The sequence below is a fragment of the Lichenifustis flavocetrariae genome, assembly GCF_026130545.1.
Taxonomy (GTDB): domain Bacteria; phylum Pseudomonadota; class Alphaproteobacteria; order Rhizobiales; family Beijerinckiaceae; genus Lichenihabitans; species Lichenihabitans flavocetrariae.
In genome coordinates this window covers 149216-173338 of sequence record NZ_JAMOIM010000005.1, presented here as the reverse complement: position 1 = coordinate 173338, position 24123 = coordinate 149216, and the positions used below count along the sequence as shown (strand labels likewise).

The following is a 24123-nucleotide window of genomic DNA, read 5'->3' as shown; positions in this document are numbered from 1 at the left end:
AGACTGCGACGGCAAGCCCGACCCCAAACGCCAGCGACGCCGCCCACGCGAGAATGTCATGTCTGCGCCCCCGACTGTGCCGCCGCCGGCACCCACATCGCTGTCCAGTTCCCTGAAGCGCAACATCGAGGCGCTGGCGGAGCGACGACGCCAGGAGGCCGCTGGCGCCACAAGGCAAGAACGCTTGGCCGAGGCCATCACGGCCTTCACGGGCAGCATGCAGTTCGTTTACTTGCACCTGGTGCTCTACTCGGCCTGGATATTCCTCAACCTCGGCCTTGTCCCGGGGATCCCAAAATTCGATCCCTCCTTCGTGATCCTCGCGATGGAAGCTTCCGTCGAAGCCATCTTCCTGTCGACTTTCGTGCTCATCAGCCAGAATCGTACGGCTGCGGCCGCGGACAAACGCGCCGACCTCGACCTCCACATCAACCTGCTCACCGAACACGAACTCACCAAGCTGACCGAGGTGGTGACCGCCATCGCGTTGCGGCTCGACGTCCAGTTCCCCGACAAGGCGGAACTCGATGAAGTCAAGCGGGACGTCGCGCCGGAGGCGGTGCTGGATGAACTCGAAGCCCAGCAGGACGGAAGATGACGCTGGCCTGCGGGCAAGCCGGTCATGGCGGCATCCCCGCATAATATTTCAGAATCTCGTGCCAAATTCGCAGGCTTTTTTTTGAGAGACCCCTTGAAACGGCTTTTCGGCGTTCTCAGATCATCGCCCGTCAAGGCCTGAAGAGCTTGACTCGGGCGTCGCGGCAGACGTTCGCGACGTGATCCGTACCCATGTTGCTCAAGGGAGAATGTGGCTATGAGAACCTTCGATTTCGCTCCTCTTTATCGGTCCACTGTCGGCTTCGAACGGCTTTTCGACATGTTGGACTCCTCTGCAGCCGGCCCTGACTGGCCGCCTTACGACATTGAGCGGAAAGGCGAGAACGACTACCGGATCAGCATGGCGGTGGCGGGCTTCGGCCAGGGGGATATCGAGCTGACCCAGCACGGCAACACGCTACTTGTCTCAGGCCAGAGAAAGGCAAAGGAGAAGGGCCGTGACATGCTGCATCAGGGCATCGCGTCCCGCGCGTTCAAGCTCACCTTTAATCTCGCCGACCATGTGAAGGTTGTGGGTGCCGATCTGCACGATGGAATTCTTTCGGTCGAACTCACGCGTGAGGTTCCCGAGCAGTTGAAGCCCCGCCGGATCGAGATCGGGACATCCACGAAAGCCGTGACGGGTCAGGACAACGAACCCGTCGAGATCGACAGCGGCGACCAGCGCCGGGTCGCCTGATCACCTTTCACTACTCGAACACTGCGGTTCTGCCTCCCGGTCTTGCCGGGAGGCTCATTGCGGAGAACGGAGATGCCCGACACCAGTAATTCTTCGCGGTTGGTCGGCAACCAGGCCGGCTGCGATCCCGGCCTCACGATCACCTTCACGCACCCGGACGATGTGCTGCACAGCCGCGTCCTCAGTCTTGCCGAAAAGCGAGCCGTCCTGGCCGGCTGGGCGTCCGATGCCCATGCTGTGCCAAACCTGCCGTCCCTGCGCCAGCTCGACAGCGGCGCCATCGTCAGCATCGACACGGTCCTGGAAGCTCTGCGGTCGCTGGATGCCACGCCGGACACATCGACGGCCGCGCCGCGCGTCTTGCCGCCAAAGCTGCGCGCTGCCGTTCTATCCCGGTGGCGTCGTCCTTCGCGCCGGGGAACCCGGGATGACGATGACGAACCGCCGCCGTGTCCGGCAGCCGCGCTTCCGCCCGGCGTTGAACTCGAACTTCGCCGCAGACGCGACGAGAACTGGAGACTGGCGGCGGCCTGACAGAGTCCGTCCCGATCCACGACGGCTGTGTCGGGGCTTCGAACTGCCGAGACGGCATTCTCGCGACCGAGCCCTGCCAGCCTGACATGTCCTGACGCGATTTCAATATTTGGCGATCAGCCCCAACCCAGCGATCATGAGGACGCCACCCGCGACCCGGGCGAGACCGGCCTTGTGGACCGCGAAGCCCAGCAATCCGAAGTGATCCATGGCCAACGAGACCACGATCGCGACCGTGACGCCCATGAACACCGCGGCGCCAACCTTATCGGCCACGAGCACGGTCGCGAGCACGTAGACGGCACCGAGTGCGCCACCGGTCCAGCCCACCAGAGCACGTGCGTCAGAGCCGTCGCTGGAATGCGTTGTCCGGCGAACAAAGTTGCGACTATGGCGACCAGCAATGTCGTAACGAAGGTGGCCGTTCCAACCACCACGGCGGCCCAGACGGGCGCGCCGAGCCCCTTGTTCAGCGCCGCGTTGGCACCCGTTTGAATGGTGTTAAGGAGCCCCGCCAGAACCGTGAAGGCAATAAGGATGGGCTGCACTGTTGGTCCTCAGGAAGGGGTCGTTCTGAAAATGCGTTGAGTTCGTTCGCGAATTGCAAGTCGACGGGAACACGCCGTCCTTTGGTCGGGTCAACCATTCAGAGACGCCGCAAGGTATGGGCCTCTACAGAAGCAAGATGAGAGGGGCCACGGGTCTCGTCGAGCAGAATGCACTGATCCCTCGGCCGAAAAGAAGCCTCGCTCCGTATTATAAGATCGCAAGCAACTTAGTGTCGCAAGCAACGCGCCATCGTCATTCGGACGTCACTCTTCATCTAGCGTGGCTATGCAATCCTGTGTTCCGGCCGTGGTTCGAACTGGACTTTAAGCCGCGGGATCTCCCGATCCATTGCAGGAGTTCATCGCAATGACTTGATCCAATTTAGAGATCGAAAGGAAAAATCATGCCCGACAACGAGAACGCGATCTCACGCCGTCTGATGGTTGGCGGCGCCGGGCTTGGCCTGGCCGCAATAGCCGCCGCTGCTCCGGCCTCGGCCCAGGGCTCTACCGACACTGCAACGCCCAAGCCACTGCAGGATCCAACGACCAAGTATCCCCGACCGCCCTATCCGCGCCAGACCCAGCCATGGCCGGGGCTCGCCGGCAAGATGGATCCGAAGCCCGATCACGGCGAATTAAGCTACAAGGGGACTGGGCGTCTCACAGGCCGCAAGGCCTTGATCACGGGCGGCGATTCCGGCATGGGACGTGCCGCTGCGATCGCCTATGCCCGCGAGGGCGCCGATGTCGCGATCAACTATCTTCCCGCCGAAGAGGCGGACGCCCGCGAGGTCGTCGACCTGATCCGGGCCGCGGGGCGGAAGGCGGTGCCTATTCCCGGAGACCTCAGAGATCCCGCCTTCTGCCGTCGCCTCGTGGACGATGCGGTGCGACAATTGGGTGGTCTCGACATCCTCGTCAGCAACGCGGGGCGACAGCAGTCCCGTGCATCGATCCTGGAGGTTTCCGACGAGGACTTCGATGCGACGATGAAGACAAACATCTACGCGCCATTCTACCTCATCAAGGCCGCCTTGCCGAACATGAAGCCGGGCTCCGCGATCATCGCGACGACCTCCGAGCAGGCTTACGACCCTTCACCCGACCTGTACGATTACGCACAGACCAAGGCTGCCACGATGAACTTTGTGAAGTCATTGGCCAAGCAATTCGGTCCGAAGGGCATCCGGGTGAACGGTGTTGCACCGGGGCCGATCTGGACTCCGTTGCAGGTTTCCGGCGGCGCCTCGGAGGGGAAGGTCGTGACCTTCGGCGCGACGGCCCCGTTGGGGAGGGCAGGGCAGCCGGTTGAGTTAGCCGGCATCTACGTCCGGCTGGCCGAGGACGACGGTAGCTACACCACGGGCAATGTCTATGGCGCAGGCGGCGGCCAGGGTCAGCCTTAGAGTCAATGCGACCCGACCTGTGGCATGAAGGGGAACAAAAAGATGAACAGAATCACATCTTTGGCCGCTGGAGCGATTGTCGCGGCTATCGGCTGCCACGGGGCTCAGGCCCAGACGCCGATTCCTCCGTCTCCGCAGGACTTCGTGATGGCCGCATCGCAGAGCGACCACTACGAAATCATGGCGGCGCATCTGGCACTGGTGCAAGGGCAAGACCCTCGTGTCCGCACGTTCGCCGAGGGCATGGTCCGGGATCACACGCGCCTGAACGAGGACCTGCGCAAGGCCGCGATAGCCTCAGGCTTGCCGTCGCCAAGCCCCGGCATGTCGAGTGATCAGGCGGCCTTGCTCAGCGGTCTGCAAAGCCTCCGGGGGGCCGACTTCGACAAGGCTTATACGCGCCAGCAGGTACTGGCGCATACGCAAGCCGTAGCCGTCGAGGACAGTTTCGCGGCCGCGGGAGCGGAAGCAAACCTGAAGAAGGCCGCCCAGTCCGCCGTGCCCACCATACAGGATCACTTGAAGATGGCGAGGCAGCTCAGCGCCGAGGTCGGTGGGTCCTAGGGCCGACGGCCTTCTACTTTCTCCTGCCGGGCGGGATGAACAATCCCGGCAAGCTGCGCTTGGACGACAGGACCGTGACGTTCGTCGGCCGTCGTCAAGGCGGGCAAGCCGCTCGCCGCGATCTGCCATGGACCTTGGATGCTCATCAATGCGGGCGCCGTCGAGGGCAAGACCCTGACGTCCTGGCCGTCTTTGCAGGCGGACCCGCGCAACGCGGGGGCCACGTGGCTTGACCGGGAGGTGGAAAGAGACGGCAACCTGGTGACCTCGCGCAATCCGAAGACCTCCCCCGCCTTCTGCAAGGCCGTTGTCGAGCTTTTCGGGCAGTCCGCGTAGCTCGGCCACGAGGACCAAACGAGGCAGGCTTGGAAGAACCTTATCTGACAACGTGGTAAGCGAAGAGCGGCGAGGCCCCTCGGGAGACAACGAGTTGAAGTCGGAATATCGGCGGCATGTGAGAAAGCTCGTGACATCGGATGGATTCGTCGATGCGCGGGTCACATCCTCGTGATAGAGTTTGTTTCGGAGTTCAGTGCAAAAGCGTTTGGCCTGGAGCAAACAGACATCCCGCATGCTACTACAAGCAGAACAGCCCGACCATTCAGAGGGGCTCGAGTCATCTTATCGCGCGTACGAGATTGGACCGGACGGCCGGGTCAGGTCATCGATCCCGATTAATGCAGCGTCGGATAAGGAGGCTGTTGCTAAGACCCACAAGCTCTCCACAGATGGCCTAGGGTTCGAGCTTTGGGATCGAAGCCGCCCTATCCTCAAACTGCCAAACGACCACGCTTCAGCCGGTAAGTAATATCAAGGCAGCATAGGCTTTGAGGGGAGCGTCAAAGGGTATTTTGGTTCAGCCTCGCGCCGACGACTGAGATCCATGGCCGTATCGATAATGCACTCCACTAGCATGAATGTCTGACCGCGACCCGTTGCTCAAGGACGACCATCTGTTCCTCAAAGCGAGCTTCTCTCGAACGAGCTCTCCGAGGAGCGTTCGGGCAACCATTTCCGCCCCCAGTTGGCCGGCAACGGCAGAGATCGAATTGCCGTCAAAATGAACGGACACTTCTGTATAATCACCAGAACCCACAATCTCGTACAAGCCCGTAAAAGCGTCGCCGTTGAGATTATATCCGATCTCCTGTCCCGCCACGTTCCTCTCCCTAGAACTCAAAGCGCCATAAGCGCCCCCCGATTCTCTCGGTGTCTTTGATCTTCTAGTGTAACGCTCAGATCATGAGCGGAGTTGCGTGGGGTCCAGGCGAGTTGCCCGCCGCGGATCCCACGACGAGAACGGTTTCGCCGCGTGGCGATACGGCGGATCCTCCGGATGCCTTGTCGTCAGGCCTTCCGCGAATTGACCATTTTCATAACCGCAGTTCTCACTTTCGACTGCATCGTTGCGGCTGCATCGAGAGCTTCCTTGTCACTGTAGCCGCTAAACAGCTTCGCGGCCTCTTTGACGGCAGCTTTTAGGCCCTCCGTATCATAGGCCCGCGCGATGAACCCCTCGTGCGATTTAGGGTCGGCACGCTCAGATTGCGCTCTTTCAGATTTACTCATGTCACTATCCTCGCCAGTTGGGTCCCGCGCTGCACACAGCCCGGATGGGCATGACGTTCAGGAAAGACCTACAAATGGTGACGTTCGGGGTGGGATGGTAGGATGCGTGGGCGGTGGTCAGGGTCGCATGCGGAAAGAAAGCGCGAAGACAGCAACGATCGCACCACAATCTCCACCCTATCACGGAAGGAACAAACGTGTCGCAACGGGCTGCTGCTGGACGCAAGGGAGCCGATCGCGTGGACATGAAAATGGTTCCGGCCCACGAGGTCCCCGTGACATTGCGTATCACATTGTGCAATGCAGCAACAATTGCTCAGGTAGAAGATTGACAGACCAGCAGCGACCTCTCGGCTTGGGCTGCGCAAAGGTGCTTAATGAACATGCATACAGACCTTATGGCTCGACTCGCCGGCCTTCAATCTTCGAGGGGCTTGGCCGGGGTCGGTGCCGATCGTCTCGATGTGATGGCGGGGTTCGGTTCGAACCCAGGTAATCTCGGGGCGAAAGTCTACGTTCCGCCGGGGCTGCCCGACCATGCGCCTCTTGTTGTCGTGCTGCATGGATGCACGCAGACGGCAGGCGGCTATGACAATGGGGCAGGCTGGTCGAGCCTCGCGGACCTGCATGGCTTCGCGCTCCTCTACCCCGAACAGCAGCGCGGCAACAATCCGAATGGCTGCTTCAATTGGTTCGAACCGGGCGATACCCGGCGCGACGCCGGCGAGGCACTCTCGATCCGACAGATGGTCGCCCACATGCTCGACCACTATAGGCTCGACCCGGAGCGCGTTTTCATCACCGGCCTTTCGGCTGGCGGCGCGATGGCATCGGCGATGCTCGCCACCTACCCTGAGGTCTTCGCGGGGGGCGCCATCATCGCCGGGCTCCCCTACGGCTGCGCGTCGTCGGTACCTGAAGCCTTCGAACGGATGCGGGGCGGCAATGCGCCGACCGAACAGGTGTTAGGCAAGCTTGTCCGCGCTGCGAGCGGGCACGAGGGACCATGGCCGCGAGTTTCGATCTGGCAGGGCACCGCCGATTATACGGTGGATCACTCGAACGCAGACGTCATCCTCGACCAGTGGCGCAACGTTCATCGCCTGGCGCCCACGCCGGATCGAACCGAGATGGTCGACGGCTACCCACGCAGGGTCTGGGTCGATGCAGATGGGCGCGACCTTGTCGAGGAGTTTCGCATCGCCGGCATGGGTCATGGGACGCCGCTCGCCACGCGCGGTCTCGAAACATGCGGGGAGAGTGGGGCCTATATGCTCGACGTCTCGATCTCGTCGACGCATCATATCGCGCGGTTCTGGGGGCTGATCGGTCCCGGTCGCGAAACGCATGCGACGTTCACGACTGAACGTGGCCGTGAGCCTACTCTCGATGGCCTCGCCACCGCCGAGAAGCCCGAGGTTCTCGAAGCGGCCGGCGCCTCGCGTCTCCAGTTCCCGTTGCGATTTCCGGCATCCGGGGGCGTGGACCCTGCTAAGGTCATCGAAGATGCTCTGCGAGCCGCCGGTCTCATGCGCTAGTCGTCCCAAGGGGCGTCTCGTCGGATGCGATCGAGTGGTCGACGCATTGCAACCGACGACCCATCAGGATGACGACACATGCGGACCAACGACCCGAACGCAACCAGCAAGGCCACGCAACCGCTGAACGAACTCCGGGAAATTCTTCTGCATGCGCAGAATGCGAAATCTCCCGAGGAGGCACACGTGGCTCTGATCGATGTCGTCGACGGGCTCATCACGCATGCGGAAAAGCAGGCGAGATTGCTTGAGGACTTGCGGAGCGACATGAGTCACAAGCAATCCATCGTGTCGAATTTCGATGGCGGAAGCTATGCCGCGCCGTCCACTGGGCTCGGTTTGCACGCCAATGACGAACGTGATCCCTGAGCAAAGGCACTGTTTCGCCGCACCGCCGGCGTGCGGACGCGCCCTAGTTCAAACGCTTTCCATGGCCATACAGCCGGTGTCGAAGCCGCGCCGACAGCCTTCCGGCATGCCCGGCGACTCCAGGTAAAGAGAAGGTTTCGGCCATGTCGATCTCGGAACTGACGCTTGCGCCCGCCGTCTCGGCGCGTGAGTGGGCCAAAAAGCTAGGTCGTTATCGACAACCGAGCACGTGGCGAAGCATCTACGAACTCGCCGTGACGCTCCTTCCGTTTGTAGGATGCTGGATCGGCATGGCCTGTGCGATCACGTTCGGCTACTACTGGTTGTTTGCGCTCTTGCTCGTTCCGACCGCGGGACTCGTGGTGCGCCTGTTCATGATCCAGCATGATTGTGGGCATGGATCTTTCTTCCCCGCACGCGCCGCGAACGACTGGACCGGACGGTTGGTCGGCATCTTGACGATGACGCCATACGATTATTGGCGTCGCACCCATGCCATCCACCATGCGACCGCTGGCAATCTCGACAGCCGAGGCATCGGGGACGTCGATACGCTGACGGTCGCCGAATATCTCGCGCGCTCGCCATGGGGGCGACTGCGCTATCGACTCTACCGGCATCCGGCAATCATGTTCGGGGTCGGTCCTGCTTATTTGTTCGTGCTGCAATATCGGCTGCCGCTCGGGTTCATGGGGGCGGCGCGACCTTGGTTGAGCACGATGAGCACGAACCTCGCCATCGGGATCGCGGCCTGTCTCCTCATGTGGCAGATCGGCGTTCTGCCATTCCTGCTGGTCCATATTCCCGTGGTGCTGCTCGCCGCAGCCGGCGGCGTTTGGTTATTCTATATCCAGCATCAATTTGAGGAGACGCACTGGGCCAAGGACAAGGAGTGGACCCTGCACGAGGCGGCGCTTCATGGCAGTTCGCACTACGATCTCCCTTTCATTCTCCGGTGGTTCACGGCCAATATCGGCATCCACCATGTCCACCATCTCTCAAGCCGCATTCCCTATTATCGGCTTTCGGCAGTGCTGCGAGACCACCCGGAACTGAGAAGCGTCGGCCGGATCACGCTTTGGCAGAGCTTCGCCTGCGTACGCTTGGTTTTGTGGGATGAAGCCCGCCAGCGCATGATCTCGTTCCGCGAATTACCGCGCGGCAAGGCCGTGCCGGCCGGTGTCTGACGAGGGTCGGGAGATCCGCAGCCCTGTTCGGCTTAGGATGTGCTGACCGGCCGACACAGGCCAACGCGGGATATTCATCGCGCGGATAGCCATAGTAGGGTAGCACGACGACTATCGAGAAAGGCTGTGGCTGCCTCGCTCGACCAGGAGCTTCAGGCTGAATTCCCGGCCATAAACGATGGGCCGGTCACCTGTGCGCCGCGGCAGGTCAGGCCAATTCTGGTCTTCGTCACTCAGGATTTGCCCAGGTCGCGATTGATCGGCCGTCTCGAGCGGTCGAGACCTTGATTGCCAGAAGAGCGATGATGCCACCGGCCAGCACGTCCACGACATAGTGGCCGCTGATTGGAACTGCCGACACGAACATGATGACATTCAGCAGAGCCGTAGGCCAGCGGAGCCAGCGGGATGCCCACGCGCCCCAGCCCAGGATGATCGCCGAGGCCGCGTGGAAGCTCGGCATGGTGATGAGGCCGCCTAGAGTTTCGATGCCCAGAGACTGGATTTGTCCATTCCTCAGTCCATCGAGTACCATCGGGGCGCGCCAGGCCACGCCAGAGCCGACGTTCCGCACCGCGGCCCGCGGGATTCTAAAATGCGCGTAGCCAGCGAGAGCCGGGCAGAATGGAAATATGAGGAGACAGGGAACGAGAGCAAGCGCCAGTACGGAGAGGATCCGCCACGCTTGGTCGCTTCGCTCCACCATGCAGAACACAAACAACAGAAGCGCCGGCTGCCAGTTCAGGGACGAGTAGGCGCGGCTGAGTACCGCCATAACGGCCGGGTGCTGGTTGATGGCCATCATCGTGCTCGGCCAGTCGAAGCCGGGAAGCAGGACCCGATCCCATGCGTTCAGCGTGTCATCCGCATAGGGCCAGCTGATTTTCGCGAGAACGGCGCTGGCCGCCGCAGCCAGGGTCGACATTATGAAGAAGATCGCGACCGCTTTTGTGCCTTGCCCGATGCAGCGCAGTCCGAACAACTGGCACGCGAGCCCGCAAAGCCACATGCCGACGAGCACGATAACAACATCGTCCAATTCGGCGCGATAGCCGATCGTGCCCGATACGAGCCCCACGGCAATGATAATTGCGAAGAGGGCCGATGCCGCCAGAGCCGGCTCGCTGCCCTGGGCCACCATCCTGCCGAACAGGTTTCGCGCGGATGCGAACACGCACGACCTGGGCGGAACTCCGACACGGCTGGGCAGGATGGCACCCGGCCAATCGCGCAGCGTCACGCGCGTTAAGCCGCGTCGGCCTGGGCGGGCATGTCGTGACGCAACATCTGTGAGTCCATGCAGCGAGGCCCGGGCGTCAGATTCGACGCGACCCAAGTTAATCCGGGAATCCTAAAGCGACGGTGAGCGACCGAAGCTTTCACGGGGTCGGCTGCACGTGTGGTTAAGGGCTGCCGACGCGGAGGGAAACGCACAGCGTCGAGGAGACGCAACGTTCAAATCCGAGCGTCCGTGCTCTCGTGATCGACGGACACCAGAGACGCGGAGGCATGTGACCGCAGAAGGCTACGCGACTCCATTTGTATCCGCGTTCTTCGACGGTGCTCGGTGTCATCCGCGCTTGGCTTGCTTTTGACGCGCTTTGCGCGCGGCGTATCGGGCGTCTCGAACCTCTTTCTGGTCTGCGAGATTCACCAGCGCGAGTTTTGCGCGGTCGCGCCTGAGAGCGAGAGCAGCCTGCTCCTCGGCCTCGAGCTCGGCTTCGCGCGTCAGGGCGAGAGCTAATTCTTCCTCAGCACGGAGGCGTTGAACTTCGGCGTGGTCTGCGGCGCGCTTCTGTTTGATCGCGTCTTTCTCAGCCGCACGGGCGACCCTGGCCTCGTGGAGACTTCGACGTTCCGCCGCTTTCGCGATCAAGGCGGGATCGTCTGCACCCGGCCGAGCCTTGTGCTTTTCAACGGCAGCCGCCTTTGCCTTGGCTGCGTCTTTAATTCTGTCTGCGAAATTGGCGTGATTAAAGGAAGACAAATCGTATCCGGTCTCTAGATAAGCCTCGAACCGGAAGTGTTCCGATGAAAAGCGTCGTCATGTAAAGACGATGTTCTTGGCCAAGATAGGGCCTCGATGGAGGTGAACCAAGTGAAATATATCTCTGAAGCTCTTTTCAGATCGATCTCGATGACGTGAGACGATCGTGTGCCGGAAGTTTGGCGGCAGCAACGAGGTCCGATATCTCACCGGGTTGGCCAGTTGTATCGACGATTCTGGTGCGGCTTGGTCCCTAGTGTTCTGAGTGGAACGCTTAGTACCCGCTCAGTCGGCTTGATCGCACTCCTGAGACGCCAGGAGCGGAGGGTATCTTTTGTTCAGGTTGGAACACTAGCGGCTCTCTCAGGTATCATAAAAGGACGGGGTGGCGCTACGCATCAGGCCGTGTCATCGTCCAGTGTCTGCCGCTAAGTGCTGGGTCGATATGCGGATTGTCATTCTCAACGGGCCGAACCTCAACCTCCTCGGGAGACGTCAGCCCGACATCTACGGATATGAAACGCTGGCGGATGTCGAAGAGCGATGCCGGAGGCTGGCGGGCGAACTTGGCGTTGAGATCGAATTCCACCAGAGCAACGCCGAACATGCGATCATCGATGCGATCCATGATGCTCGCGAGACCGCGGACGGCCTCATCATCAACCCGGCGGCGTTCACGCACACTTCGGTCGCCATCATGGACGCGCTGAAGACCTTCGAGGGGCCTATTGTCGAAGTCCATATCTCGAACGTCCATCAACGTGAGGCCTTCCGGCATCACTCCTATGTGTCGCTCGTCGCCACGGCCGTCCTGGCGGGCTTCGGTACGAATGGCTATCTGCTCGCGCTCCGCCATGTCGCTCATGTGCTGCAACGCGATCAGGGATGACGGCCTACGCAGGAAGAGAGTCCACCTTGGGCTAGTTGGCTCGACAGGCGAGGCGCAGACACTCACCTGAGTCCGATCGGCTGTTGCATCCGGGACCAATTCGAACCTAATTGGGCGGACGATGTCTGACGATTTTGCCGATCGGTATGGAAATGGGCTCGCGGTTCGCCGCGCGGTGCTCGGGGAGGCTCATGTGGCGCGCGCGACCGCGGCCGTCACTCCCTTCGACACGGATTTTCAACGCTTTATCACGGAGAGCGCCTGGGGCTCGGTCTGGGCTCGTCCCGGACTGACCCGACGCGAGCGGTCGCTCATCACGCTTGCGCTGCTGGCGGCCCTCGGACATGACGACGAGATGGCGATGCACGTCAGGGCGACGCGCAACACCGGCGCGACTCCGGCCGATATCACGGAGGCCCTGTTGCATGTGGCGATCTATGCCGGAGTTCCGGCCGCAAACCATGCGATCAAGATCGCCAAGATGACGCTGGCCGCCATGACGGAGGAAGACCAGGTGGCGGGCGCAGCCGCGCAGGAGAGTACCCCCGATGTCCCATGATGGCCCCTTCTATCAGCGGGATCGCGACTGGCATTCGCCGGCTTTCACGCCGGGCTATAAGACTTCGATCCTTCGCTCGCCCCAGCGCGCGCTGCTCTCCATCGAGAACACGCTTTCGGAAATGACCGGGCCGGTCTTCGGGCGGGACATCCTGGGACCACGAGACAATGATCTCATCACCAATTTCGGCGGAACTGGCGAGGCCATCGGCCAGCGGCTGATCGTCTACGGTCGCGTCCTTGACGAGAACGGGCGCGGATTACCGGGTGTCCTGGTCGAGTTCTGGCAGGCGAATGCGGGAGGGCGCTACCGACATCACAAGGAGGGCTACCGGGCTGCGCTCGACCCGAATTTCGGCGGTTGCGGTCGCGCCATCACCGACCAGGATGGCGGCTACCATTTCCGCACGATCAAGCCGGGGGCCTATCCATGGCCGAACCGCGTCAACGACTGGCGCCCCGCGCATATCCACTTTTCAATCTTCGGCGAAGCCTTTGCCCAGCGTCTCATCACGCAAATGTATTTCGAGGGCGATCCGATGATCTGGCAGTGCCCGATCGTCGGCACGATCCCAAGCCGGGAGGCGATCGAGACGCTCGTGGCGGCGCTCGACCGGCAGGCCACGACCCATATGGACGCGCTCGCCTACAAGTTCGACATCGTGCTGCGCGGGCGGCGGCAGACGATGTTCGAGAACAAGTTGGAGGGACATTGATGGTCCAGCCGCTGAAGAGGCGCAAGGAAAGCCCGTCGCAGACGGCCGGACCCTACGTCCACATCGGCACCAACCCCAATTGGGTCGAAATCACGGGCGTCTGGCAGGGTGATCTGGGGCTCGATCTCGTGGCGCCGGAGGCCAAGGGCGAGCGCATCCTGGTCAAGGGTCGCGTCTTCGACGGTGCCGACCAGCCGCTCACCGACGCGCTCATCGAGATCTGGCAGGCCGATGCGGCGGGGCTCTACAACTCGCCGCAGGACAAGCGGGGGCAAGCGGATCCGCATTTCGTCGGCTGGGGCCGCCAGCCGACCGACGCCAGGACGGGCGAGTTCAGGTTCGAGACCCTGAAGCCGGGGCGTGTGCCCTTTCCCGACGGCCGGCTGATGGCGCCGCACATTACGGTGTGGGTTGTCGCCCGTGGCATCAATATCGGTCTCCACACGCGCCTCTATTTCGGCGATGAGGAGAAGGCCAATGCCGAGGATCCCGTCCTGCTCCGTATCGAACACCGCGCCCGGGTGAAAACCTTGGTCGCACCCCGAAGTGAGGAGCAGGGCCTGCCCTGCTATACGTTCGACATCCACCTGCAGGGACCGGACGAAACGGTATTCTTCGATATCTGACACGAATGGGCGAGAAACGATGTCACGCAAGAAGGTCTACCCCGATGCGGCTGCAGCGCTCGAGGGAGTTTTGTTCGATGGCATGACGATCATGTCGGGGGGCTTCGGGCTCTCGGGCAATCCCGAGCACCTGATCCCCGCCCTGAAGGCGAGCGGGGTCAAGGATTTGACCGTGATCTCCAACAATTGCGGCGCCGATGGGTTCGGCCTCTGGATGCTGCTGGACAATGGGCAGATCCGGAAGATGATCTCGTCCTATGTGGGCGAGAACAAGCTCTTCGCCGAACTCTACCTCACCGGACGCCTCGAACTGGAGCTGAACCCGCAGGGCACGCTCGCCGAGCGCATCCGCGCTGGCGGGGCCGGCATTCCGGCTTTCTACACGAAGACGGGTGTCGGCACGGTGGTGGCCGAAGGTAAGCCGACGGAAGACTTCGACGGCGAGACCTATGTGCGGGAGACCTGGCTCAAGGCTGATCTCTCCATCGTGAAAGCCTGGAAGGGTGATAGCGAGGGCAATCTCGTCTACCGGAAGACCGCGCGCAACTTCAATCCGAACATGGCCACGGCCGGTCGGGTCACGATTGCCGAGGTCGAGGAGATTGTGGAGCCCGGGACGCTCGATCCCGACACGATCCATACGCCCGGCATCTATGTGGATCGGATCATTCAAGGCAAAGCCTATGAGAAGAAGATCGAGCAACGCACTGTGCGGAAACGCGCGACCGCAGGGGAGACCGTCTGATGGCCTGGACGCGTGACGAGATGGCAGCCCGCGCCGCCAAGGAATTGAAGGACGGTTATTACGTCAATCTCGGCATCGGCATTCCGACACTGGTCGCGAATTTCGTGCCGGCGGGCGTCTCGGTGACGCTGCAGAGCGAAAACGGGATGCTCGGAATCGGTCCTTTTCCCTACGACGACGAGGTCGACGCGGACCTGATCAACGCCGGCAAGCAGACCGTGACGGCCTTGCCGACGTCGAGCTTCTTTTCCTCGGCCGACAGTTTCGCGATGATCCGGGGCGGACACATCGATCTCGCGATCCTGGGCGCCATGCAGGTGGGCGAGAAGGGCGATCTCGCCAACTGGACCATCCCGGGCAAGATGATCAAGGGCATGGGCGGCGCCATGGACCTCGTGGCGGGCGTGAAACGCGTGGTTGTTGTAATGGAGCACAACGACAAATCGGGCGGCGCGAAATTCCTGCGCCAATGCACGCTGCCGTTGACCGGCACGGGCGTCGTCGATGTCGTGATCACCGACCTCGCGGTGTTTACGATCGACAAGAAGGGCCACGGCGGCGCGACCCTCGTGGAACTCGCGCCCGGTGTCACAGCTGCCGAGGTGCGGGCCAAGACGGAAGCCGACTACACCGACGCGCTCGCCTGAAGCTCCGCGCCGCAGTGATGTGTCGCTGCAAGAATAAAGGCGGACGGCCCCGGACGGTCTGACCGGGGACACGGATCGCGGAGGGTGGAATGAGCAATCTGCGCAGCGACGTGGGGAGCGTCGACATTGGCGACCTTCTCGACAGCGGCATGTGGTCCGGTCTGCAGAAGACGGTGGCCTGCCTGGCGGCCCTGGCGGTCCTGCTCGATGGGTTCGACAGCCAGCTGATCAGCTTCGCGATCCCCGTGCTCATCAAGGAGTGGCACGTCACGCGCGGCGATTTCGCGCCCGTCGTCGCCTGCGGCCTCATCGGCATGAGCATCGGCAGTTTCTTTGCCGGATGGATTGGCGATCGGGTCGGCCGGCGCGTCGCGGTCCTGGGCAGCCTCGTTCTCCTGGGCCTCGCCACTTGCGCGATCGGCTTCGCCGACAGCCTGTTCACCATCGGCGTCCTCCGTCTGCTGGCGGGTCTTGGCATCGGCGGCGCGTTGCCGACCGCCACCACCATGACGGCGGAATTCACCCCATCCCGCTACCGGACCATCGCGGTGACGGCCACCATCACCTGCGTGCCCTTGGGCGGCATGCTGGCTGGGCTGTTCGCCGGCCAGATCCTGCCCGCCTTCGGATGGCACGTGCTGTTCTGGACCGGCGGCATTCTTCCGTTTGTCCTCGGTCTCGTGCTCCTCTTCGGCTTTCCGGAATCACCGCGGTTTCTCACGCGTCGACGCGACCGCTGGCCCGAACTCGTCGCACTGCTGCAGCGCATGGGGCGCAAGACCTTGGAGGGTGCGACCTTCACGGACCGGACCGAACAAAAATTCGAAACGCGGGACGGGGTGGGTGCCTTGTTCGAGGCCGGCCGAGCGCGGGACACATTGGCGCTGTGGGGTTCGTTTTTCCTCTGTCTGCTTGCCGTCTATAGCGCCTTCAGCTGGCTTCCCACCATGTTGGCCGCTCAGGGACTCGATGTCGCGACGGCTGGGTCCGGACTGACGGCCTATAATTTCGGCGGCGTGATCGGCGCCCTGGTCTGTGCCTTCGTGATCTCTCGCTTCGGCTCGCGATGGCCGCAGATCATCTGCGCTCTAGGGGCCGCCGCGAGCGCGCTCATTCTGGAGCGCCTAGGGCTCGGCTCACCGGGTGCCATGGTGTTCTGGCTCGGATTGCACGGGCTCTTCGTCAATGCGGTGCAATCGACGCTTTATGCCGTCGCGGCGCATGCCTATCCGACGAAGATTCGGGCGACCGGCACGGCGACGGCGCTCGCGTTCGGCCGGCTTGGTGCCGTTCTGTCGGCCTTTGTGGGCGCGGCGGTAATTTCGGCCGCCGGTCCGTCCAGCTATCTGAATGTGCTCGCGGCCGCGATGCTGGGCGTTGCCCTGTTCCTCGCGCTGATACAGCGCCATGTCGGGGCGGGATCCTCGGCCTCTGGTCCGCTCGCGCCTGTGCCGAGCGGCGCCGCCGAGTAAGGCCCGGGCCGAGATAACTGATAGAAAGGCGTAGCGCATGACGTTTTTCAACTGCCACGGCACCGTTCTCCATGCCACTCGCGTCGGCGACCCCAAGAAACCCGTCGTGATCTTTGCAAATTCGCTCGGCACAGACGCGCGGATCTGGGACGCGGTGGTGCCGCAGATGCTCGACCAATACAGCGTGGTCGTCTACGACAAGCGCGGCCATGGTCTGTCCGACGCGCCACGTGGGCCCTACACGATCGACGATCATGCGCGCGATCTTCTTGGCCTAACCGACCTTCTCCAGATCGACCGCTTTGCCCTTGTGGGACTCTCGGTCGGCGGCATGATCGCGCAAGCGATCGCGGCCGACCAGCCGCATCGGCTAGCGGCTCTGGTGCTCTGCGACACGGCCGCCAAGATCGGTGACGCCGCGACCTGGGACGCGCGCATCGAGGCTGCCGAGTACAAGGGGCTCGACTCCATCGCCGACAGCGTGCTGGAGCGGTGGTTCACTCGCGCCTACCGGGCCGGCGAGCCCACCGCCATGAAGGGCTGGCGCAACATGCTGACGCGGCAGCCCGCGGGAGGCTATGCTGCGACCTGCGCGGCGATCCGCGACGCGGATCTGCGTGAGCGCGCGGCGACGATTTCGGTCCCGACACTCTGCCTCGTTGGGGATCAGGATCTCTCGACGCCGCCCGCTCTCGTACGTGGCACGGCGGATCTCATTCCGCACAGCCGCTTCGCGATGATCACGGGCGCCGGCCACATCCCGTGCGTCGAGCAACCCAAAATACTGGTCGACCTGATCTCACAGCATCTGTCTCAGGCGGGCTATCGTTGACCCCAGGCCGCTCACTGCTCGGCGCCCTCGTCGGCGACGCCGAACTCGAAGCGCTCTTTTCGGACGAGGCCGATCTTCAGGCCCAAATCCGAATAGAAGCTGCTTTGGCCATGGCCGAGGCCGAATGCGGGCTGATCGCGCCCGAAGCCGCGACCGCAATCGGGGAAGCCTGTGCACGGTTCGTACCGGATCTCGCTGTCCTGGCCGGCAGCATGGCGCAGGATGGCGTGATGGTGCCAGGGCTCGTGAGGCAGCTGCGCGCGGCCGTCGGCGACATCCATGGCGCCGCACTCCACATGGGTGCGACCAGCCAGGACCTCATCGATACGAGCCTGGTGCTGCGGCTCGGCCGGGCAATCACGATCCTGGAGGCTCGGCTCGACGCGCTTGGGGCAGGCCTCGTGGCCCTGAAGGCGCGAGATGGTAGCCGGCGCCTGATGGCGCATACGCGCATGCAGGTGGCGCTGCCGTTTAGCGCGGCCGACAAGATCGCGACCTGGCAGGCGCCGCTCGTCCGCCACAAGACGCGGCTCGCCGAACTGAAACCTCGGCTTCTCCTGCTGCAACTCGGCGGCCCGGTCGGCACGCGGGTCGAATTGGGTGAGCGGGCCGACGCCATTGCGGCAAATCTCGCCGCCCGGCTTGGCCTTGGTCATGCGCCGCCCTGGCATTCACAACGGGATGGCATCGCTGAATTCGGCTCCTGGCTGTCGTTGGTGTCAGGCGCCCTCGGCAAGCTCGGCCAGGATGTCGCGTTGCTGGCGCAGAACGAGGTGGCCGCCCTCAAGGTCGCGGGTGGCGGCACCTCGTCCGCTATGGCGCACAAGCAGAACCCGGTCGCGGCCGAAGTGTTGGTCGCGATGGCACGCTTCAACGCGGGCGCCCTCGGCACATTGCATCAGGCCCTCGTCCACGAGAACGAGCGCTCCGGCGCCGCGTGGACGCTGGAGTGGATAGTGCTGCCCCAGATGGTCGTCACGACCGGCGCAGCTCTCACGACGGCGCAGACCTTGGTCGACGCCCTCAGCTTCACGTAATTGCCGGAGCGCGGAGCTCAGCCTGGAGAGCTCCCGGCCGGAAGGAGATCTGCGCTACGAACCTCGTCGCCCGGTGGCTTTGAATCCGCTGCGATGTGCTCCGCCCGTTCCCGCACCAACTTCGTGACCCCCAGGAGGTCGATTTTGCCTCCCCCGAGGTCCGGAAGCTTATCCACCACCAGAACTTCGGCCGGCAACGCGATCTCGGCCACGTGGCGCTCCTTGGCGAAAGCCACGTAATCCACCCGTCGGGCGTGTTCCTTCTCGGTGACCAACACGATGCGCTCGCCTTTTCGCGCGTCGGGGACGGTGGCGGCCGCCGAGCGCGCGTCGGGCCAGAGGGCGCTCGCGAGAGCTTCGATCGCGGCGAGCGACACCATCTCGCCGCCGATCTTGGCGAAACGCTTAGCCCGACCTTTTATGGTCACGAACCCGTCCGGATCGATCGTCACGATGTCGCCGGTGTCGTACCAGCCGCCTTCTGGCGGCTCCAGCATGCCGGGATGTTCGGCCCGCAGATAGCCGAGCATCACATTGGGGCCGCGCACCTGCAGCCGCCCGCCCTCTTCGATGCCCGGGACGGGATCGAGGCGCGACTCGATGCCGGGCAGGAGCCGACCGACTGAGCCGAAACGGTTGAACATCGGCGTGTTCAGCGCCAGGACCGGCGCCGTCTCGGTCACGCCATAGCCTTCCAGGATGCGGAGTCCGAACCGCTCCAGATAGATCCGGCGCGTCGCATCCTTCACGGGTTCGGCGCCCGCCACGATATAGCGGAGCGAACGGAAGTCGTAGGAATTGGCGAAACGCGCATAGCCGGTCAGGAACGTGTCGGTGCCGAAAAGCGCCGTCGCATTGGTGCCGTAGATCAGTTCCGGCACCAGCCGATAGTGCAGGGGCGAAGGATAGAGATAGACCTGCACGCCCGAGACCAGCGGCAAGACCAGGGCGGCCGTGAGCCCGAAGCTGTGGAACAGCGGCAGCACATTGAACACCCTGTCGGTGCGGCCGAAATCGATCCGGGCCGCCACCTGCGCGACATTCGCCAGCATGTTGCGATGGCTGAGAACGACGCCCTTGGGCACGCCTTCCGAACCCGACGTGAACAAGATCGCGGCTGCGTCATCGGGCTTTCGGGAGATCAGCGGGCGGCTTGGGCTGAGGAAACCGCGCAGCTTGTCGGCGGTTCCGACCGTGGCGCGGACATCCTCCAGATAGACAAGCGTCAGGCCGCTCTGCGTCATGCCTTCGGTCAGCTTCTCGAGCCTCGCCTTGGCGATGAAGGCGTGCGAGGTGAGAACCGTGCCGACCTCGGCGGTTCGGCAGGCCGAGAGCACGGCCCCGAGGCCGGCCGAGAAGTTGATCATGGCGGGCACGCGGCCGGCCGACATGACCGCGAAGACCGTCACGGCAGTGCCGTTGGCATTGGGCAGCATCACGCCGAGCGGTTTGCCGAGTGGCGCAAGCGGCATCAGCTTCCGGCCCAAGATGTTCATGCCGAGGATGAGACGGCCATAGGTCATCTGACCGCTCAACGGGTCTTCCAGGCATATGCGGCGCCAGCCATTCTTCTTGCCGGCGGCAATCAGGGCTTCCGGCACCGTGAGGTCGGTTGGCGTGCTGCGGAAGACGAGGTCGGACATCACGGTGTAGAGTGCCACACCCGCGGCCTGGCGGCGCTTGCGGCCGACGAGGTCCGGATCGATGTCGAGCCGCACCGGCTCAAGTATCGTGACGATGACCTTCGGCCACCAGTGTCGGCTGATCTCCCGTTTGCTAAGCCGCGAGAAAGGCGTCTGCTCCAGACCGTCGATGTGGACCGGCACGACTGGCACGCCGGTTTTGTCGGCGATCAAACCGACGCCGTCATAGACCTTCATCAGATTTCCAGTGGCGCTGATTCGGCCCTCGGGAAAAATCACCAGCGTTTCGCCCTCCCGTACGGCATTGATAAGGGTGCGGGTTGCGAGGGGCTTGGTCGGGTCGAGCGGCATGGCGCGGGTGAGGCGCAGGGCCGGCTTCACCCACCAGCGCTGGGCAATGTCGCTGTCGATGGCGAACACAGGATCCCGGTCGAGCAGGGAGAGAGCGAGGCCGGCGTCGAGAAAGCTGACGTGGTTCAAGGCGACAATGGCGTTGGGACCGGCCTTGGCGAGGTTCTCGGCCCCCCGCACCTCCATGCGGTAGGCCAGCCGATAGAACAGGACGAGAAAATCCCGAAAGGGGCGGGTGGGCAAGGTGCGATAGACGATGACGGCGACCGCGAGATTGCAGGCGCCGAGCAGCAGGAAGAGCGAAGGCGTCTGCAATCCGGCCGCCTGGAGCACCGCCAGGAGAATGGCGCCCCCCACCATGAAGGCGGCATTCAATACGTTGACGGCCGCAATGGTGCGGGCTCGGCGGGCTTCGTCGCTCCAGGCCTGAAGCGCCGTGAAGGCCGGCACGATGAACAGGCCCCCCGACATGGCCAGGAAGAAGAAGTCGATCGCAACCCGCAATGTCGGACCGCCGGCCAGGAATTGCCAGATGCCGAGCGGCTCCAAGCCGGGTGCGTAACCACGACTGCTCCAGCCGACTTCGAGGCTGAAGACGCCCATCAGGACCGTGGCAAGGACGATCGGCAGCAGGATGTTGCGGCCATGGCTCAGCCACGCCGCCAGTCCGGAACCCGCCGCGATCCCGATGGCGAAAACGGCGATCAGCATCGTCGCCACATGGGCATCGCCGTTGAACACATGCCGGACGAGCGACGGCAGAAGGGCCAGCGCCACGGAGCCGACGAGCCAGAACCAGCTGGAGTAGAGACCGCAGCGCCACAGCCTTGAGTCGGCATAGAGGTCGCGCAGGAGAGACCCAGTGGATTTGAAGATGTTGACCTGGATGACGAGGTCCGGTGCGCCGCGTTGTGTCGGGGGAATCATCCGGCTCGACAGCCAGCAGAGCACGGCAAAGACCATGACGAGCCCACTCAGCCAGGCGGAATCGCTCGCCGAACTCGCGGCGATGCCGGCCGCAATCGTTCCAAGCAGGATGGCCAGGAAGGTCGCGGCTTCGACCAGCGCATTGCCGGTTGCCAATTCCTCGGGTGCCAGATGGTCTGGCAGGATGCCGTATTTGATAGGCCCGAACAGCGCGGCGATGACGCCGAAAAGCCCGAGTGCCGCAAACAGCATCGGGACCGAATGCAAGGAGAAACCGGCCACCGACAGACCCGCGGCGGCGATTTCCGCCAATTTCAGGCGCTGTGCGACGGCCGCCTTGTCGTAGCGGTCGGCGATCTGCCCGCCCAACCCGGACAAGAAGAAGAAGGGCGCGATGAACGTGGCGCCCGCGAGCGGCACGAGCATGTCATTTCCAGCGGCGCCCATCTTGAACAGGATGAGCAGCACGAGCGCATTTCGCAGCACATTGTCGTTGAATGCCGAAAAAAACTGGCAGGCGAAAAGCGGCGCAAAGCGCCGGGTCGTGAGAAGGGTCGTGACCATCGTGCTCCGCTCGCGATCTCGCACGCCGAAAAGCGCGGCCTTGCCCTATCTCTTGTCGACCGGTTTGACCAGTTGGGCGAGTCCAAGGACCCGTTGCAGCCCGTTCAGACCCGGACGACCGTGACCGGTACAGCCTCGAGTGCGCCAACGGGATGCGTCAGGTCGAAATCGACCCGCCAGTGCACAATGAAGTGGGACGAGGTGGCGTGGAAAAGTCCAACTTGGTCATCCGTCGTATAGGCGTAGTGGCACACCTCGCCCTGGTGGCAGCCGTGCAGCATCGCGATCAGGTTCGGCAGCATCACCTTTTGAGTGATGAGTGCCGATTTCACGCATGCGGCCTCACCGGTTTCAATGCGCTTGTCGCACTCCGACAGCGCGCGTTCGATGAGGTTCGCGGGCTTGTCGACCGTCTCCTCGATCCGCAGCGCGTGGGGGATTGGGATCTTTGGAAGCGTCATGTCCGAGATCATCGGCAGTGCCGAACTCGAACAGGCCGAAAGGCCCAACGCCACGATCGAAGATAAAGGTAATGTCCAGATACGCCGCATAGTACGGATGCCCCCGCGAATACCTTCGATGAACGGGCCTTGATCCGTCTCGTGCGCATCAAGGCCGTTTTCTTGCACATTCTCAGGGTACGGCGATCGAGATCGATCGCCGCATCGGGAGGAATATCTGAGCCCTTTACGAGCGCGCCGAAAGAGCTGCCTCTCGGTCGAAGTGGATCGTTGCGTGATACCTCTGTCCATGAGGGCGATGATGATCGCGCCGCCGCCCGGTGTCGAGAGTGCTGTCGGCCAGGCTTTATCTTCGGCCCGGCTTGCCTCGCCAGTTACTGAGGTGGCAACGCGCTGAAAAGGTCGATCTACTGCACGGTGCCGCTAGCCCAGACAGGGTCTTGCGGCCAGTAAATGACAAGGTTTCCATCGTTTTGGAGAATTAGGAAGGAACCGTTTTTGCCATTTGTGTTGGTTGCCCAGGAGGGTCGACCATCTGTGTGATAGAGCACGAAGTTTCCATCGCCCTGCATGGCGGCTCGTTTTATATCCTGCCCATTGGTGCCGGATGACCAAAGGGCATGATGATCCCGCACTCTATAAAGAACGAGATTGCCGTCTTCTTGCAGGATAAGATTGAAGCGTCCGTCACCTGAGGTGATCGATTGACTTGGAGTTAGTATTTGTGCAGCAAATAGCTTGTCTGTCATAATAAGCCTCTTCAAGATAGGGCGCCTCGATGTCGTAAAAATCGCAAGCGCGCCCGAATAAGCTCACCATCTTCTTCGACGGTCGTCATGGTGCGTTTGAGTGAGGCGGGTGCAAAAGCGACGTCGAACGTACCCTGATCATGATGTGGCCGTTCGATGGCTTTCCCCGTCCCACACTGACAGTCGCACGGGGAGAGCCATCGCTCCTAAAATGCTTGTGCGGAGTCCGAAGGTGTCTGGTCTCAACGGATCGGCGGCGACAGAGCTGTTTTTCGGCCCACTTTTTCCGCTACGATCAGCGACGAGCGAAAGCTATCAGGATTGGATCTGCCGTGACTGCGTCGAGAGCCCTGGAACCCGTGGCGATATCCGCGATCATAGCGATGCTTGGCATGGCCACACCTGCAATGGCGACATCCCCAATGACACCTGCGGTATTTGCTGTGGCCAACCGCACACCGGTCCTCACCGCTCATGCCGAAGGCGCGCAGATCTACGAGTGCAAGACCGGATCGGATGGCCAAACCGTCTGGGCGTTTCGTGAGCCCATCGCCACATTGATGGTCGATGGCAAGACGGTCGGCCGCCACTATGCCGGGCCGAGTTGGGAGATCGGGCACGGCGAGATCGTCAAGGGCAAGGTCTCCGCAAACGCGCCCGGAGCGGCCCCGGGCGACATTGCGCTGCTGAAGCTCGATGTCGTCGATCATGAGGGCAGCGGCGAATTGCAGGCGGCCTCGCTCGTTTTGCGACTCAACACGCATGGGGGCGATGTGAAAGGATCCTGCTCGACGCCAGGCGCGCTCCGCGCAGAGCCTTATTCGGCCGATTATCTTTTCTTGAAGTAGGACATTCCGACGCGCTCGCCGGAACCCCTTCAGCGCGAGTCTGAACCGGGCAGGAC

At 62.7% G+C, this 24123-nt stretch carries 24 protein-coding genes and 2 pseudogenes; 19 read left to right on the top strand and 7 right to left on the bottom strand.

The annotated features are described in order from the left end of the window. The first annotated feature begins 58 nt into the window (after positions 1-58). The 3 genes from M8523_RS09970 to M8523_RS09960 all read left to right on the top strand — a co-directional run bounded on the left by M8523_RS09970 (position 59) and on the right by M8523_RS09960 (position 1831). Entirely contained in the window at positions 59-598 is a 540-nt protein-coding gene (locus M8523_RS09970; protein WP_282584710.1) for a DUF1003 domain-containing protein, read from the top strand. A gap of 216 nt (positions 599-814) precedes the next feature. Continuing rightward, complete coding sequence (locus tag M8523_RS09965) at positions 815-1297, top strand: Hsp20 family protein (protein WP_282584709.1); 483 nt, start codon at positions 815-817, stop codon at positions 1295-1297. Between the two features lie 72 nt (positions 1298-1369). Beyond that, positions 1370-1831, top strand: coding sequence for a hypothetical protein (locus M8523_RS09960; protein ID WP_282584708.1), 462 nt, complete (start codon positions 1370-1372; stop codon positions 1829-1831). Between the two features lie 102 nt (positions 1832-1933). Here M8523_RS09960 and M8523_RS09955 read toward each other — a convergent pair. Then, a pseudogene (locus M8523_RS09955) lies at positions 1934-2379 on the bottom strand (DMT family transporter). A 404-nt stretch (positions 2380-2783) separates the two neighbouring features. Between M8523_RS09955 and M8523_RS09950 the strand changes: the two are divergent. From M8523_RS09950 to M8523_RS09940, 3 genes and pseudogenes are all read left to right on the top strand, one after another. Further along, positions 2784-3788: an SDR family oxidoreductase gene (locus M8523_RS09950; RefSeq protein WP_282584707.1), complete on the top strand. Its 1005-nt coding sequence runs from the start codon at positions 2784-2786 to the stop codon at positions 3786-3788. A 42-nt stretch (positions 3789-3830) separates the two neighbouring features. Next, complete coding sequence (locus M8523_RS09945; protein WP_282584706.1) at positions 3831-4352, top strand: DUF4142 domain-containing protein; 522 nt, start codon at positions 3831-3833, stop codon at positions 4350-4352. Positions 4353-4454: 102 nt separating this feature from the next. Further along, a pseudogene (locus M8523_RS09940) lies at positions 4455-4688 on the top strand (DJ-1/PfpI family protein); the annotation flags it as partial. Between the two features lie 1011 nt (positions 4689-5699). On the opposite strand, the gene M8523_RS09935 reads toward M8523_RS09940, so the two are convergent. Beyond that, positions 5700-5921: a hypothetical protein gene (locus tag M8523_RS09935; RefSeq protein WP_282584705.1), complete on the bottom strand. Its 222-nt coding sequence runs from the start codon at positions 5919-5921 to the stop codon at positions 5700-5702. 377 nt (positions 5922-6298) lie between these two features. On the opposite strand from M8523_RS09935, the gene M8523_RS09930 reads away from it, so the two are divergent. From M8523_RS09930 to M8523_RS09920, 3 genes are all read left to right on the top strand, one after another. Next, positions 6299-7459 carry an extracellular catalytic domain type 1 short-chain-length polyhydroxyalkanoate depolymerase gene (locus M8523_RS09930; RefSeq protein ID WP_282584704.1) on the top strand — a complete coding sequence of 387 codons (1161 nt, stop codon included), beginning with the start codon at positions 6299-6301 and terminating at the stop codon, positions 7457-7459. 78 nt (positions 7460-7537) lie between these two features. Then, positions 7538-7828: a hypothetical protein gene (locus M8523_RS09925; RefSeq protein WP_282584703.1), complete on the top strand. Its 291-nt coding sequence runs from the start codon at positions 7538-7540 to the stop codon at positions 7826-7828. A gap of 143 nt (positions 7829-7971) precedes the next feature. Beyond that, positions 7972-9015 carry a fatty acid desaturase gene (locus M8523_RS09920; RefSeq protein WP_282584702.1) on the top strand — a complete coding sequence of 348 codons (1044 nt, stop codon included), beginning with the start codon at positions 7972-7974 and terminating at the stop codon, positions 9013-9015. 229 nt (positions 9016-9244) lie between these two features. Here M8523_RS09920 and M8523_RS09915 read toward each other — a convergent pair whose 3' ends face one another. Together M8523_RS09915 and M8523_RS09910 are read right to left on the bottom strand one after the other, a co-directional pair. Beyond that, positions 9245-10189 (bottom strand): phosphatase PAP2 family protein, encoded by a 945-nt coding sequence (locus M8523_RS09915; RefSeq protein WP_282584701.1) that lies wholly within the window; start codon positions 10187-10189, stop codon positions 9245-9247. A 396-nt stretch (positions 10190-10585) separates the two neighbouring features. Further along, the gene (locus tag M8523_RS09910; protein WP_282584700.1) at positions 10586-11002 is read right to left on the bottom strand and encodes a DUF6481 family protein; all 417 of its coding nucleotides are present in this window, start codon (positions 11000-11002) and stop codon (positions 10586-10588) included. A 445-nt stretch (positions 11003-11447) separates the two neighbouring features. On the opposite strand from M8523_RS09910, the gene aroQ reads away from it, so the two are divergent. The 9 genes from aroQ (at position 11448) to M8523_RS09865 (ending at position 18524) form a co-directional block, all read left to right on the top strand. Beyond that, positions 11448-11891, top strand: coding sequence for a type II 3-dehydroquinate dehydratase (gene aroQ, locus M8523_RS09905; RefSeq protein ID WP_282584699.1), 444 nt, complete (start codon positions 11448-11450; stop codon positions 11889-11891). A 121-nt stretch (positions 11892-12012) separates the two neighbouring features. Beyond that, positions 12013-12450, top strand: a complete 438-nt coding sequence (gene pcaC / locus M8523_RS09900; protein WP_282584698.1) for a 4-carboxymuconolactone decarboxylase — start codon at positions 12013-12015, stop codon at positions 12448-12450. Next, positions 12440-13165 carry a protocatechuate 3,4-dioxygenase subunit beta gene (pcaH, locus tag M8523_RS09895; RefSeq protein WP_282584697.1) on the top strand — a complete coding sequence of 242 codons (726 nt, stop codon included), beginning with the start codon at positions 12440-12442 and terminating at the stop codon, positions 13163-13165. The genes pcaC and pcaH overlap by 11 nt, the downstream gene beginning before the upstream one ends. After that, entirely contained in the window at positions 13165-13791 is a 627-nt protein-coding gene (pcaG, locus tag M8523_RS09890; protein ID WP_282584696.1) for a protocatechuate 3,4-dioxygenase subunit alpha, read from the top strand. The genes pcaH and pcaG overlap by 1 nt, the downstream gene beginning before the upstream one ends. Positions 13792-13810: 19 nt before the next feature. Then, positions 13811-14536: a CoA transferase subunit A gene (locus tag M8523_RS09885; protein WP_282584695.1), complete on the top strand. Its 726-nt coding sequence runs from the start codon at positions 13811-13813 to the stop codon at positions 14534-14536. Continuing rightward, entirely contained in the window at positions 14536-15183 is a 648-nt protein-coding gene (locus tag M8523_RS09880; RefSeq protein ID WP_282584694.1) for a 3-oxoacid CoA-transferase subunit B, read from the top strand. The genes M8523_RS09885 and M8523_RS09880 overlap by 1 nt, the downstream gene beginning before the upstream one ends. Before the next feature lie 89 nt (positions 15184-15272). Beyond that, positions 15273-16655 carry an MFS transporter gene (locus M8523_RS09875; protein WP_282584693.1) on the top strand — a complete coding sequence of 461 codons (1383 nt, stop codon included), beginning with the start codon at positions 15273-15275 and terminating at the stop codon, positions 16653-16655. Positions 16656-16692: 37 nt separating this feature from the next. Further along, a complete protein-coding gene (gene pcaD, locus M8523_RS09870) occupies positions 16693-17487 on the top strand; it encodes a 3-oxoadipate enol-lactonase (RefSeq protein ID WP_282584692.1) in 795 nt (264 codons plus the stop codon). Continuing rightward, complete coding sequence (locus tag M8523_RS09865) at positions 17484-18524, top strand: 3-carboxy-cis,cis-muconate cycloisomerase (RefSeq protein WP_282584691.1); 1041 nt, start codon at positions 17484-17486, stop codon at positions 18522-18524. The genes pcaD and M8523_RS09865 overlap by 4 nt, the downstream gene beginning before the upstream one ends. Positions 18525-18541: 17 nt before the next feature. On the opposite strand, the gene M8523_RS09860 is transcribed toward M8523_RS09865, so the two are convergent. The 3 genes from M8523_RS09860 to M8523_RS09850 all read right to left on the bottom strand — a co-directional run bounded on the left by M8523_RS09860 (position 18542) and on the right by M8523_RS09850 (position 23219). Next, positions 18542-22009: an acyl-[ACP]--phospholipid O-acyltransferase gene (locus tag M8523_RS09860; protein ID WP_282584690.1), complete on the bottom strand. Its 3468-nt coding sequence runs from the start codon at positions 22007-22009 to the stop codon at positions 18542-18544. 104 nt (positions 22010-22113) lie between these two features. Next, on the bottom strand, positions 22114-22470 hold the full coding sequence (locus M8523_RS09855) for a hypothetical protein (protein ID WP_282584689.1): 357 nt from the start codon (positions 22468-22470) through the stop codon (positions 22114-22116). A gap of 407 nt (positions 22471-22877) precedes the next feature. Further along, a complete protein-coding gene (locus M8523_RS09850; RefSeq protein ID WP_282584688.1) occupies positions 22878-23219 on the bottom strand; it encodes a hypothetical protein in 342 nt (113 codons plus the stop codon). 392 nt (positions 23220-23611) lie between these two features. Here M8523_RS09850 and M8523_RS09845 point away from each other — a divergent pair, with 392 nt between their 5' ends. Beyond that, complete coding sequence (locus tag M8523_RS09845) at positions 23612-24067, top strand: DUF3455 domain-containing protein (RefSeq protein WP_282584687.1); 456 nt, start codon at positions 23612-23614, stop codon at positions 24065-24067. Positions 24068-24123: the final 56 nt, after the last annotated feature.